Genomic DNA, 13181 nt, shown 5'->3' with positions numbered 1-13181 from the left:
ATGCTAAATCTTTTCTGTTTCGATTTGTTTCATCGATTGTTTAGCTTTTCTTATTTTAACGATTAGAATAGCCAAAGATAAGACAAAGCAAATACTTCCTATTACAATTAGATTATTTAAATGTGGTTGAATTAACGCAGGATCGCCTTTTTCTATGAAAAGTATTCGGAATATTTTCAAATAATGTGTTAATGGAATGCAATCTGCAATTGCTTGAATCCATTTTGGCATTTGGCTTAAAGGCCATGTAAATCCACTTAAAATGAAACTTGGTGTTGCAACAACCATCAAAACTTCAGTTGCTTTTAGTTGACTTGGAAGGAGAATGCTGACTAAAAATCCTAAAAAGCAAACGGCTAAAATAAATGCAAGAGAAGAAGTGAAGAATGACCAGAATTCGGTTTCTAATTTCATGTCATAAAACATTCCGAACCAATAATACAGCATATATATAAATACTGACATAAATAAATAAGGGAAAGTTTTGACGAATAAAATGGTAAACGGATTAGATGATTTTGAGATTAATTCATTAAATGTTCTATTCTCAAATTCTGAAGCAAATGAAAGTGCTAAACCTAATAATAAAACTTGTTGTAAAACGGTTAATAAAACACCTGGAAGCATAAAATATAAGTAGTTTCCACTTCTGATATTTTGACGAATCATCGTTGATTTGAATGGTTCGTAGCTTTGTGTTGCAATATATTCAGGAACGCCTTGTTTTCGAGCTGTTTCTATCGAAATTCCAGCTTTCATTGTTGTTAAAACTGTCGTAATTGCGATTGCTGCTGTATTAGAAGTTAACGTGTTTGAAGCATCTACAAAATAAGCGATTTCGGGTAATTTTTTTTGTTGTACATCAGATTGAAAGTTTCGAGGAATAACAACCACAACTTCAGCTCCGATTGCTAAAGCTTTATTCTTAGAATCAAATGTTGAAGGTAAAACTTCAGCAACTTTAACCGATTCATTTTCATCTAACATCTGAATAATTTTCTGACTTGTCGTTGTATGATCTTCATCTACAACAATAATTGGTAAATCGGTTACATTCCCTTTTTTATAAACATTTCCGATCAGAACACCATACATAATAGGTGCTCCCAAGAATAAAATAGGTAAAACAGGATTCTTGAAGAAAAGTTTGAATTCTCGTATAATTAAATGAAAAATCGTTTTCATCAGAATTTATTTAGCATTAAGATCTAAAACTACATTTGCTTTTGTCAATAGTTGAGCAGCTTGTTTATAGTCAACAGGAACAACTTTCACTTCATATTGCGATTGTTGTTGATCGATATCAGGATAAGCAGTCGAAATATTTGCATACGAATTAAGAACTTTTATCGAAACAATTTTACCTTTCAAAACCATATTATTTTTATAAGGAACTTTTAAATTGACGATTTGATTTTTTTGCAATTGCCCGATTTTATTCTCAGGAATTGTAAATCTAAAAAATGTAGTTTCTTCCAAAATTCCGTTTGCAATAGAATATCCAGCCAAAGCTAATTCTCCAACTTTTAGATTAATTGTTTCAACCGTCATGTCTTGTGGTGCTTTGATGTGTCTTTCCGCCTCAGCAACATCTACTTCTTGCAAAGCTCCCAAAGCACGCTCTTTTTGTCCCAAAGCCATTTGTTGTTGTTCTACACGCGCTCCATTTTCGGCATCAGCTAATTCCGCTTTTGCAGCTAAATATTGATTTTTAGCACCTTGATATTTAGCATAAACTTCATCATAACTTTGTTGCGGAACAAGACTATCTCGAAGCATATTTTTTAATCTATGATTTGATTTTTCTGCATAATCTAATTGTTCTTTCAAGCCAGCAACTTTTGCACGCAATTGTTTCAATTGATTATCTGTTGCACCTTTTTTAGCCATTTCATATTGAGCTTCGGCAGAATTTACTGCGCCTTCAGCTTGACTTTTCTTCGCGTCAACTTCTGGTAATTGTAAAACAAAAAGCGTTTGTCCTTTTTTTACTTCATCGCCTTCGTGAACTAATATTTGATCTATTTTTCCTGGGATTTTTGTTACAACACTAATTTGATCGCGCTCAATTTTACCTTGAAAAATAGTTTGCTCTTCTTTTTTATTTTCTTTGTTAGATGATTTACAATTTGTAAAAAGAATTAATCCGCTTAAAGCAAAAATATAGGATAATGTATTTTTCATGATTCTAATTTGATAATTGATTAAATAATTCTCCAGATGTTTGAAGTAATTCGTAGGTTTTAGAGCGTTGATCTAAGATTTGAGCATAATAACCTAGATTGGCTTTGTAATAATCATTTTCAGCAGCCAAACGCTCGGTTACATCTATTAATCCTTCTTGAAATCGTCTTGAAGCAATTTCTAAATTATTTGTTGCAATGGTATTTTGTTGATTATTTACTTTCAATTTTTCAGTAGAAGTTTCGTAATCAATTTTGTTTTTACTTAATAATAAATTCAGTTTTTCTTGGGAATCTTTCAACTTGTTTTCATTTATTAAAATGTCAGTTTTCGCTTGTACTAATTTATTTTTGTGTTGTCCGCCATCCAACAATTCCCACTTTGCGCCAATACCAATCAAAATATTAGGAAACATCGAAAATTGGTTTATTTTCAAATTAACATCACCTAATATATCAACATCTTTTAATTTGAAACGACTTCCAAAAATTGACGTATAATTGGTGTTCGCGAATGCAAAAACTTGTGGTAAGTGCGAACCTTTTTCTTTTTGATATAAAAATTCGTAAGCTTTCACAGAGTGTTCAAGTGCTTTCAACTCTTTTTTATTTTCTAAAGTATAGCTTGAAGCAAGAATGTCAATAGGTGTAAGTTCGTATTGAATTTGTTGAAGATCTTGTTCAGATAGATGCGTCAACATTTCTAATTTTTTGTATAGCAATTGTCGATTACCGTTCAATTCTACTTGTCGGGCTTCTAACTCTAGAATTGCTAATTTTATTTTTTCCCGATCGTATGGAATAGCTAAACCATTTTGAATTGCTTTCTGCACTTTAAGATGTTCTTTATCCAATCGTTTTGCAGAATTTGAAATTAATTCTTCTACTTTGACCAATAACATCAATTGATCATAAGTTTGTAAAATATCTTTGGTTATAGTTTCTTTTTCGGCTTCTTTCAAATAATCTAAAGCAGTACTTTTTTCCTGAATAGCATTCAACGCATTTGGAATTTGTAATCCCGAAAATATAATTTGAGTGGCGTTAACTCCAACAGTAAATAATCCTGCAGAGGTATTGAATTTTTGATTACCCGAAAACAATTCTGTGGACAAAATATCGATTGATTTGGTTGGAATATCGATAATTCCGTTCGAGTTTAGATAACCACCCAGCGCAATTGCAGATAAACTTGGTTGTTGTTTACCTTTTACTTCGTTATATTGGTAATTGTTTTTCTCGACTTCCAATTGTTTATTTTTTAATTCGTAACTCGACTCAATCGCTTTTTCAACAGGCAATCGAAGTTGCGGATCAATCAATTGTTGTGCAAATCCCGAAATAGAAGTCAATAATGGAATAAAAGATAAATATCGTATAATAGGCATCCTATAATTTTAGCATAAAATTAACAAAAAATATACCATGAATAAAAGTCAATATTAGAATGTCATTAAAAATAAAAATCCTGAAACTTTTTAAGGGTTCAGGACTTCCAAAAGTTGCCAAAAAAATGGCGCATAGTTCAATGTATTTAATATTTATTATCAATAATATCCAACGTTTCGTTTAATGATTCTTTCATCATTTTCTCTAAATAATCCGTCGTACTTTTATTGATTGTTTCGTCTATATATTTAGTTCCACCAATTGTTTCGCTATATTTTAAAGCATTATTTTTAAGGTCTAAAATATTAATATAGACATATGTTTTTGCGATGTATTTCTGTTTGTTGGCAGGATCATAATCAAGACCCGATTTTACATTAATCAAAACTAAATCATCTTGATTAATCGCTTTTTTTAAATCATTAAATTTAACTTGATTTACATTTTCCTTTGTGATTAATTCATTCGGAACTAAATTTTTATCAAATCTATCAATCATTTGATAAGTGTACTTGTTGTCGTTTAATATTTTTTCAGATTTATCACGAATTACTTTTACAATATCAAATTTAGAATTTATTTGTTTGAGCTGGTTTTCAATTGATTTTGAATCAATGTTTTGATCTAAATTTTGAGAATTATGATCAAAAAAACCAAGAGAATCTATGTTAATGAGAACACCAACTTTGTTTACAGGAACGTCTAAAGCATTTTCGTAAGTTACCGTATTAAGTGCTAATTCTTTTGGAGCTTCTTTTTTTTGCTCGCAAGATTGGGTAAAAAACAATACCCCAACAATAAAATAAACTAATTTTTTCATACACTATCCTATTACCTCTTTAAAGGTAGTGATTTATAATGTTTTATAATAAAATTATTGCTAATAATTTTCTTCTTCTTCATCGTCAAAAGTTTTGGCAATTTTTTCAATGTTTAAGCTTTTTGCCATCGCATCAAAAATCTCTTTATAAGTGCCGTTCATTTTGTAGACATCTTCATGAATCCCGTGTTCTACAACTTCGCCTTGTTTCATCACGTATGTATAATCGGCATCGATAATTTGAGAAATACTATGCGAAATAATGATAACTGTTCGATCTTTTTTGATGGCATCCAAACTATTTTTAATCTGTTCTGTCGCAATTGCATCCAAACTTGCAGTAGGTTCGTCTAGAAAAATAATTGGTGGATTTTTGAGAAACATACGTGCTATGGCGATGCGTTGTTGTTGACCGCCAGATAACAATAAGGCTTTGGATTGATAACCTTCTGGCAAGTCCATAATTTGTTCATGAATATAAGCGCGTTTTGCAGCATCTTCTATTTCTCCGAAAGTTGCGTTTACATTTCCATAACGAATATTTTCTTCAATTGTTCCATTAAAAATGTGATTTTTTTGTAAAACCAACCCAATATTATCACGTAAAAATTGCGTGTCATATTCTTCTAAATCAATTCCATCAAGTAGAATTTTTCCAGAATCAGGTTGATAAAATTTATCTAACAAATTAATCACTGTACTTTTTCCAGCACCAGACAAACCAACTAAAGCAGTAATTTTATTGGGTTGAATTGTCATGTTGATATTTTTCAAGGCTTTGTAACCATTTGGATAAGAAAAGTCAACATTTTGGATTTCGAATTTTCCTTTTAGATTTGTTGGAAGATAATTCCCAGATGATTCTTTTTCATTGTCTGCTTTCAAAATTCCAAAGAAACTTTCGGAATAAATCATAGCATCATTCATTTCATCGTAAATACGATGCAGTTGACGAATAGGCGCAGAAACGTTGTTAAACAACAAAATATGAAACATAATTGCACCAATTGTCATTTGTCCGTCAAGAACCAAATACGAAGTTAAAATAATGATAATCACTACGCCAAACTGCTCGATAAAAGATTTTAAACCATCAAAAAAGAAGCTTGTTTTGCGTGTTTGCATTTGATTATTCGTCAATTCTTTTTGCAAATCAAGTTGTTTTTTACCTTCTATATCTTCTCGGTTAAATGATTTAATTACTGTAATTGAATCAATTATGCTGATAATTCCTTGTGATTTTTGTTCACGATAACCTCTTAAGTTTCGTCGCCAACCACTCAGCTTTTTCGCTTGCTGTTGCGTGATAATGAAATAAATCGGAACGATACAAAGTCCAACCAATCCAACATAAAAATTAGCATTGAACATTAAAATTAAAGCAACAATTGAATTGGCAAAAAGTGGAAGAATATCGATAAAAAAGTTTTGAACTAAACGTGTCAAACTTTCAATTCCTCTGTCAATACGGGTTTGAAGTTTTCCTGCTTGATTATCTTGATTTGTATAAAATGCCATTCTATACGTCAAAATCTTTTCGATAATGGTTTGTGCTAAATCTTGTGAAACTAAGATTCTAAGCTTTTCACCATAATATTTTTGACCAAATGTGATAAAAGCATTCAAGATTTCTTTTGTCATCAAAACAATTGAAATAAACGAAATGATTTTCAGACCTTCTTTTAATCCTTTTCCAGCTTCAACCAAACCATTTATAGAATCTACGGTATACTGTAAAATAAGGGCGTTTACCTGTGACGTAAAAGATCCAACTAAGGTTAGGAGCAAAGTTGCGACAACCAAAGAACGATAAGGTTTTACAAATGGACGTAGATTTTTAAACAGTTGAATGATTGTCATTTATTATTCTTTTAACGGTTGTTCTTTCACAAAAACGTGACCAACTTTTGTGAAATCGTAAGCAATCTCGTATAAATACTCTAATAGATCTTCAATCAGTTCAGAATCATTTTGCAAAGCCTCTGTTTCAATTTCAGTATATGCAACAGTTTTTTCTCCAAATTCTATTGTTTTAGGTAAATTTTCTGTTTCATATTCGCCATAAAGCCGAATGTTTTGTAACAATAATTGCAAAATTTTCTTCATCAATCGAATGTGTTCTGAAGTTAAAATAACAGAATTGTTTTTCTTTAAAATTTTAACTAAACCAACTGAATATGAGACAAATGACTGGTTGAAAATGGTGAATTTATTCAGTACGTTAGCATTTTCTTGTTTTCCTTTCGGTTCAGAAATTACACGCTGAAAAACTGAATTAATATTTGCCATTGCAATAAAAACATCTTTTCTAGCTAATTTATAATCTGTTGTAGAAACTTCGTTGTCTGCTAATTTTTTAAAAACCAAATAAATAAACTCATAATTTGCAATCAATGCTTTTTGAATATATTCGTTCATATTATTTTTTTCCCAAGTTGGTAAAATCAAATAACTCGAAATAAACGCCATAAATCCTCCAACAAGTGTGTCAATAAAACGTTCTTGAATAATATACAATGAATCTTTTTGCGAATAAAAACTAAACGAAATAAGAATATATGCGGTTAAATAAAATGTACCAATTGCATATTTATGACGAATAAAAGTGTAAGCCATCAACATGAAAATAAGCATTAAAGCAAATCGGATACTGTGTTGAGGAATAATCAATAATATTAAAACCCCAACTAATCCACCGCCAATTGTTCCTTTCAAACGCTGAAAGTTTCGCTTTTTTGTTACGCTAAAACCAGGTTTTAAAATCACTAAAACTGTCATCAAAATCCAGTAACTATGGTAAGTCATCGGAATAATAAACGTGACACCATAAGCTAATAACATTACAATTGATGCACGAATTGCATGTCTAAAAATTGAAGATTTTAGATTCAGATGATCTTTTAATTTTCGTAAAGAATAATCAACTGTAGGTTCAAAATGTTCGGCATGATCCAGTGGATTTTTCTTTTTTTCAGTGAATGAATCATCATAGAAAAATTTATGGATAAACTCTATTTTATAAACAATTTGCTTTAGATTGATATAAATTTTAGATAAAACGATTGGTTTTTGTCCTTCTGCATATAATTCTTTGATGGCATCATCAATCTTTTTCAACTCAACTTCAAAGTCAAAAGTAGGTTGTTTAGGACGTTTGTTCGAGTTAATATGATAAGCAATCATTTTAAGCTCATGCGCTAATTTATTCATTAAATTATAGATTTTGCGCATTGCTTTTGTATCACCGTAAACTTCTCGAATTTTTACATAATCGTATTGATTTGCTGTTACATTCTCAAATATATCCACCAAATCAGAGAAAATAAACACAATCGAACGCCCAATTGGTGTCTGGTCTTTTACCAATTTTTTGTTCGAAAAAACTAATTCACGAACTAAACTTTGTTTTTCGTTAATTACAACATGTTCATCGATTAATTTTTTGATAATATCATCGTAATTTGAATCTTTATCAAACATAGAAGCCTTGATTCGAATGTATTCAGAAATATGAATCATTGTGTCAGCTAAGTTTTGCTGCGCCATACGATAAGGACGAAAGGTACTAATAGCTAGGCTAAAAATAGTGTACCAAGCTGCTCCAGCAGTCACAAAAAGTGCAATATGAAGAGGACTTAACTCATGTCGTAAATCATTCATATTCATTACCATTGACATCATAATGACCATTCCAAGCGCACTTGTACGTTGTCCCCAAACGGTTAACATGTTAGAAAAGAATACGATAAGTGTTAAACAAATACCTAGAAATATTGGGTAACTGTTAATCGTTTTGGTGAAATATGAAACAAGGAAAATCAAGAGCACGGAAAGCCACATCAGGTTTCGGCGTTCTTTAAATGGACCAGGTGTATCCGTCATGTGTGCTAAAACTGCACCAAGACTTATCGTTACACCGGCATATAAATCGCCAAACAAGCTGGCTACGATAGGCGGAATGATAATCGCTAAGGAAGTTTTTAAGCCATCTGAAAGCGCTTCTCCGTAGATAAAGTTTTCAATTTTATTGATGATTTTCAAGTGTAATTTTTTAAGGTTGAAAATTGTTGTATAAAATTAACACAACTTTTTTCGAAACCCAACTAAACTCGTGAAGTTTTTAGAATATGAAACCCATCAATGCTTTGAGTAAAAATTAAAGTTGTTGTACCGCCATCAATAATTTTGAATTTTTTCTTGATAACGTCTATTGGCTGATTGTAATTTTTGACTAATAAATTCGCTTTTGTTTTTAGAATTTCTTTTTTTTGATTTTTAATTTCTTCTTCAATCAAGTAAATTTTTCCAGGAAAATTCTCTAAAAGTTCATTCGAAGTATACAAATGAGTATTCTGATGAAGTTTATGAAGATTGAATTTTTCGCTCAATAATTTGAAAGCACCAGTTTTTAGAATCGCAACATTTGGTTCGTAAATATAACGTTGAATTCCTCCAAAACTTGCATTCGCACTATATTCTTCTTCAAAATGAAAAGAAAATTCGGATTGATTATTTTCTAAATTAACAGCTTTTATCAAAGGGTTTTTTGTTGAAGAATTTTTATCTAAAATGATTAGAAAATCTTTCACTTCATTTTTTAATGCAACAATGTGTATTTCAAAAATTGAATCAATTTGTTGTAGGGTAGAAGTGATGTCTAATAAAGGCGAAAGCTTGATGATAATTTTCTCTGTTTTTTCGGAAAAAGTTGGAATCCATTCTAAAATATTTGGCTCTAAATCTTCCAAAATAAATTTTCTTCCGCTCGAATTTCTTCTTGCTGGATCGAGATAAATAACATCAAATTTTAATGTAGGATTTTCTTCAAAAAAAGACTGAAAAGTTCCTGTATAGGTTTCTAAATTTGGCGCTAAAATTTTAGCATTATGTTGTACAATCTCACTCAATTCAGGATTTTGTTCGATGTGATATACTTTGTCAAAATTCTTTGCAAAAGCCATGGTATCAATTCCAAAACCTGCGGTTAAATCAATCAAATTTTTTCCTTTAACTAAAGTTGATTTATAATTTGCTGTGGCTTCTGAACTTGCTTGTTCCAAATTAATTGAAGGCGGAAAATAAATATTTTCTGTCGAATAAAGTGTTGGAAATTTATGTTTTGAAACTTGAATTCCTTTCAATTGTTGTGCAATTTCAGCAGAAGAAATTTCTTCAAACAACGATTTTTTCAAACCTATAGATTTGATGTCTTCATGTTCGATTATTTTCAGATAATCTTGAAATTCTTTTGTTAAAATAGTTGGATTCAAAATGTTATTTTTTGACGTAAAATATTATTTTATTAAACACAAAACTTCAGTATCCATCACAGCTACTGAAGTTTCGATTATATTATTAAGTTCTTTTAATGAAATTGGCATCCAATTCATGTAAAAACTATTTTTTTTCCTCTTTTTCTGCCAAACGAGTTGGAACAATCGGAACAAAAAGTGCTTGTTTTACCACTTTTTCTTTTGGCGATTTCTCAATCACATCTGCAGGGTTTCTAAATTTGTTTACACCAATTAATTTAATGGTTTGCTCATCGAAATCTTTTTGCTCTTTTTTCGCGCTTGTGTAAATAAAATCTTGAATAGTTTCATTTTGTAAAGCATTTACAAAACCTCCTACATTTTGTATTGTTTTAAACAATTCTAACGCATTTTCAGCCATTTGATTTGTCAAACTTTCAATGTAGAAAGAACCAGCAGCAGGATCAGTAAATTGATTCAAATAAGATTCTTTTTGTAACAATAATTGTTGTTTTGCGGCTAATTCTAATCCAAAATCAGACTCTTTATTAACTTCATCATATGATCCAACAAAAATAGCGTCACTTGATCCGAAGATAGCCGAAGAAGCTTCTATTGTAGAGCGAATAACGTTGTTGTAAATATCTAATTTAGATTTATTGCGATCGGATGTTGAAGTGAAAATAAATGCTTCACTTTCTTTATTATATTGCTCCAAAATCATTTTCCATAAAAAGCGAAATGCTCTTAATTTCGCAACTTCGAAGAAATAATTACTTCCAACAGCAAATTTAAAATAAATTTTGTCCGCAATATCAGCTCCAAAATTTTCTAAATATTCTACTGCATGTGCAAGTGTAATCGCAATTTGTTGAACATGATTTGCTCCAGCATTTTGATAAACATCTCCTTGAATTGAAATTACTTTTTCGAAATTTTTCAATGCCAAAGCTTCTTTCACCAATTCTTTTGATGCTTTTTCTGAATCATTTTGCCAAAGTCCATTCTGTGCCAAATATCCATAAATATCTAAATCTAAATATTTCAGATTTGGAAGATTTTCAAGCGATTTTAAATCAGAAGTTCCATTATATTTAATAAATAAATCTAGATAATTAGGAAGTTCTAACGATGAATCAATTTGATTTTGATTAATCAAATATCCATACAAAAAGCTGTAATCTTGGTTTTTATTTCCAGTATATTTCGAAATAATTTTCCAATCTTTTGAGGATTTTGGTAATGGTTGTACAGCCGAATAATCGACATCATCCTTTGTATATAATGGTTTTACATTTATTTGATCGTTCGTTCCCCAAACCAAAGTTTCATTATATTCTAAACCTTTTAGCTCGACTTGAACTTTATTTTTCCATTCTTTTTCAGAAATAGAATCAAAATTTTCAAATAACTTACTCATTTTCTTTATTTTGCGGCTTCGTAACTTTTTCTTGCTGAATGATAAAAATATCTTCATCATCTTTTTTCAAGAAATGCTTTTCTCTTGCAATCCTTTCAATTTCAGCAGGATTACTATTTAGTTGATTTAATTTTTCAGACTCAGTATCCAAGTGTTCTTGGTAATATTGTTGATCAACTTCTAATAATTTGATTTGTTTATCCAACTCGCGATGTACGAAAAAAGAATTTTGGTCGAAAAAAATCATCCAAACAGCAAACGCAACCGTTAGAACAAAGTAACGATTCCAAACAAATTTGAATACACGTGTATCCTTAATTTTTCTTTTCGGTACTTCTGGTGTAAGTTCTTTGTCAAAGATTTCTTCCGATTTTTCTTTCATTATACAGTAGTTTTCGAGTTGAGTTTTTCTTTAATTACAGTTGATAAAACTTTGATTGCGACAGAATTTTTCTTTTTCATATTCGGAATAATAATGTCTGCATAGTTTTTAGATGGTTCTATAAATTGCTGATGCATAGGTTTTAACGTTTTTTGATAACGTGTTAAAACTTCGTCTAAATCGCGCCCACGTTCTTGTATATCACGGCGTACGCGACGAATTAAACGTTCGTCAGAATCTGCATGAACAAAGATTTTTACATCAAATAAATCGCGTAAATCTGGGTCAGTCAATACCAAAATTCCTTCTACAATAATAACCGATTGTGGATGTGTTAAAATCGTTTCTTCCTTGCGACTATGCGTAATAAACGAATAGACAGGTTGTTCTATTGATACGCCATTTTTCAATAAAGCGACATGTTCTTTTAGTAATTCGAAATCAATTGATCTTGGGTGATCAAAATTGATCTTAGAACGTTCATCAAAAGATAATTCAGGATGATCTTTATAATAATTATCTTGAGAAATAACGATAACGCTTTCCGCGTTAAGATCTCTTAAAATATTATTTACAACAGTTGTTTTTCCCGAACCTGTTCCTCCTGCAATTCCTATTACTAGCATTTTTGTTTTATTATTTTTTTTAATTTCGTTTGATGTTTCCATTGCAAGAGTTCTCGTAAAATTTCCTTAAAGATAAAATTTTCCTATCAGAAATTAAAATAAAAAGAAATCGATTCTTGCAAAATTTTAAATGTTGTCGTGAAGAAGTTTTGGTTGATTGATTTTGAGAAAAGAAATAATTATCGATGCATTTAAAAAATGATTGATTTATTATTCGATTATTTAGATGTAACTCAAACATTTAGGTTTATTTATACAAAAAAAGTACTTTGCAGTACTTGGTTTCTCTTAATCGGATGCAAAGGAAAGAAAAAAATATAAAAACTTTATCTTTTTTATCATTATATTTATAAGATCAGAACTATTATAAAATACTAAACTATGAACGATTTAATCTCAATGTCTACTATTTTTTCGTTATTTCTCGGAATAGGATTAGCCGCCGCTGCTGGTTTTCGGATTTTTCTTCCCTTATTTATATTGAGTTTAGCTGTCAAATTTGCAGGAAGTTTTATTAATCTCGACGAAAATTGGATGTGGGTTGGGAGTACACCAGCTCTTATAACACTTGGTGTAGCGATGTTAGTGGAAATTGGAGCTTATTATATTCCAATTATTGATAATTTGTTGGATACGATTGCGGTTCCCTTAGCTGGAATTGCAGGAACAATAGCGGTTGGAATTACGATGCCAGAAATGAACGAAGTTGCAACTTGGGCTTTGGCGATTATAGCAGGAGGAGGAACTGCGGCTGCGATTAGCGGTACAACTGCTGCTGCAAGAGCTGTTTCGACCACCACAACTGCGGGAGCTGGAAATTTTTTGGTTAATACAGGTGAAACGTTTAGTTCTATTGTATTAAGTATTACGGCAATTGTATTGGCTCCTTTGGCGTTTATTTTTGTACTGATTATTTTATATGTGTGTTATAGAGCATATAAAAGTGTTAGAAAAAAAGGTGATCAGTTATTGGCGGAAGAATTGTGAAAGAGTGAAGAATTGAATATATAAAAGAGCTAAATTATTAGCTCTTTTTTTTTGTTATATATTAGTATTTCAAGTTTTTCTTTTTAAGTAAATATTAATTCAAAAATATTTAGAATAAGATT

General features: G+C 30.6%; 11 protein-coding genes. 1 reads left to right on the top strand and 10 read right to left on the bottom strand.

Features of this window, described 5'->3' with window-relative positions; all coding sequences use genetic code 11:
* Positions 1-3 precede the first annotated feature (3 nt).
* The 10 genes from B3I31_RS14460 to udk all read right to left on the bottom strand — a co-directional run bounded on the left by B3I31_RS14460 (position 4) and on the right by udk (position 12114).
* Positions 4-1185: an ABC transporter permease gene (locus B3I31_RS14460; RefSeq protein ID WP_291060203.1), complete on the bottom strand. Its 1182-nt coding sequence runs from the start codon at positions 1183-1185 to the stop codon at positions 4-6.
* Positions 1186-1191: 6 nt separating this feature from the next.
* Positions 1192-2184 carry an HlyD family secretion protein gene (locus tag B3I31_RS14455; protein WP_286475354.1) on the bottom strand — a complete coding sequence of 331 codons (993 nt, stop codon included), beginning with the start codon at positions 2182-2184 and terminating at the stop codon, positions 1192-1194.
* 4 nt (positions 2185-2188) lie between these two features.
* A complete protein-coding gene (locus tag B3I31_RS14450) occupies positions 2189-3571 on the bottom strand; it encodes a TolC family protein (protein ID WP_291060206.1) in 1383 nt (460 codons plus the stop codon).
* 146 nt (positions 3572-3717) lie between these two features.
* A complete protein-coding gene (locus B3I31_RS14445; RefSeq protein WP_280037429.1) occupies positions 3718-4392 on the bottom strand; it encodes a hypothetical protein in 675 nt (224 codons plus the stop codon).
* Positions 4393-4452: 60 nt separating this feature from the next.
* Positions 4453-6252 (bottom strand): ABC transporter ATP-binding protein, encoded by a 1800-nt coding sequence (locus tag B3I31_RS14440; protein ID WP_115001141.1) that lies wholly within the window; start codon positions 6250-6252, stop codon positions 4453-4455.
* A gap of 3 nt (positions 6253-6255) precedes the next feature.
* The gene (locus B3I31_RS14435; protein WP_280050133.1) at positions 6256-8433 is read right to left on the bottom strand and encodes an FUSC family membrane protein; all 2178 of its coding nucleotides are present in this window, start codon (positions 8431-8433) and stop codon (positions 6256-6258) included.
* A 62-nt stretch (positions 8434-8495) separates the two neighbouring features.
* A complete protein-coding gene (locus B3I31_RS14430) occupies positions 8496-9662 on the bottom strand; it encodes a THUMP-like domain-containing protein (RefSeq protein ID WP_115001137.1) in 1167 nt (388 codons plus the stop codon).
* A gap of 127 nt (positions 9663-9789) precedes the next feature.
* Positions 9790-11064, bottom strand: a complete 1275-nt coding sequence (locus tag B3I31_RS14425) for a methylmalonyl-CoA mutase family protein (RefSeq protein ID WP_219034475.1) — start codon at positions 11062-11064, stop codon at positions 9790-9792.
* Positions 11057-11446: an FtsB family cell division protein gene (locus tag B3I31_RS14420; protein ID WP_221855581.1), complete on the bottom strand. Its 390-nt coding sequence runs from the start codon at positions 11444-11446 to the stop codon at positions 11057-11059. The genes B3I31_RS14425 and B3I31_RS14420 overlap by 8 nt, the downstream gene beginning before the upstream one ends.
* Positions 11446-12114, bottom strand: a complete 669-nt coding sequence (gene udk / locus B3I31_RS14415; protein WP_260392473.1) for a uridine kinase — start codon at positions 12112-12114, stop codon at positions 11446-11448. The genes B3I31_RS14420 and udk overlap by 1 nt, the downstream gene beginning before the upstream one ends.
* Before the next feature lie 339 nt (positions 12115-12453).
* Here udk and B3I31_RS14410 point away from each other — a divergent pair, with 339 nt between their 5' ends.
* The gene (locus tag B3I31_RS14410) at positions 12454-13059 is read left to right on the top strand and encodes a DUF4126 domain-containing protein (RefSeq protein ID WP_221855583.1); all 606 of its coding nucleotides are present in this window, start codon (positions 12454-12456) and stop codon (positions 13057-13059) included.
* Positions 13060-13181 lie beyond the last annotated feature (122 nt).

Origin of the sequence: Empedobacter sp. UBA3475 (assembly GCF_002378465.1) — a bacterium.
GTDB classification, from domain to species: domain Bacteria; phylum Bacteroidota; class Bacteroidia; order Flavobacteriales; family Weeksellaceae; genus Empedobacter; species Empedobacter falsenii_B.
This window is presented reverse-complemented; position numbering and strand designations above follow the sequence as displayed.

Excerpts from the sequence above, each read along its gene's own strand:
- B3I31_RS14420 (WP_221855581.1), bottom strand. The coding sequence starts at position 11,446 with ATGAAAGAAAAATCGGAAGAAATCTTTGACAAAGAACTTACACCAGAA.
- udk (WP_260392473.1), bottom strand. The coding sequence starts at position 12,114 with ATGGAAACATCAAACGAAATTAAAAAAAATAATAAAACAAAAATGCTA.
- B3I31_RS14440 (WP_115001141.1), bottom strand. The coding sequence starts at position 6,252 with ATGACAATCATTCAACTGTTTAAAAATCTACGTCCATTTGTAAAACCT.
- B3I31_RS14410 (WP_221855583.1), top strand. The coding sequence starts at position 12,454 with ATGAACGATTTAATCTCAATGTCTACTATTTTTTCGTTATTTCTCGGA.
- B3I31_RS14425 (WP_219034475.1), bottom strand. The coding sequence starts at position 11,064 with ATGAGTAAGTTATTTGAAAATTTTGATTCTATTTCTGAAAAAGAATGG.
- B3I31_RS14455 (WP_286475354.1), bottom strand. The coding sequence starts at position 2,184 with ATGAAAAATACATTATCCTATATTTTTGCTTTAAGCGGATTAATTCTT.
- B3I31_RS14460 (WP_291060203.1), bottom strand. The coding sequence starts at position 1,185 with ATGAAAACGATTTTTCATTTAATTATACGAGAATTCAAACTTTTCTTC.
- B3I31_RS14450 (WP_291060206.1), bottom strand. The coding sequence starts at position 3,571 with ATGCCTATTATACGATATTTATCTTTTATTCCATTATTGACTTCTATT.
- B3I31_RS14445 (WP_280037429.1), bottom strand. The coding sequence starts at position 4,392 with ATGAAAAAATTAGTTTATTTTATTGTTGGGGTATTGTTTTTTACCCAA.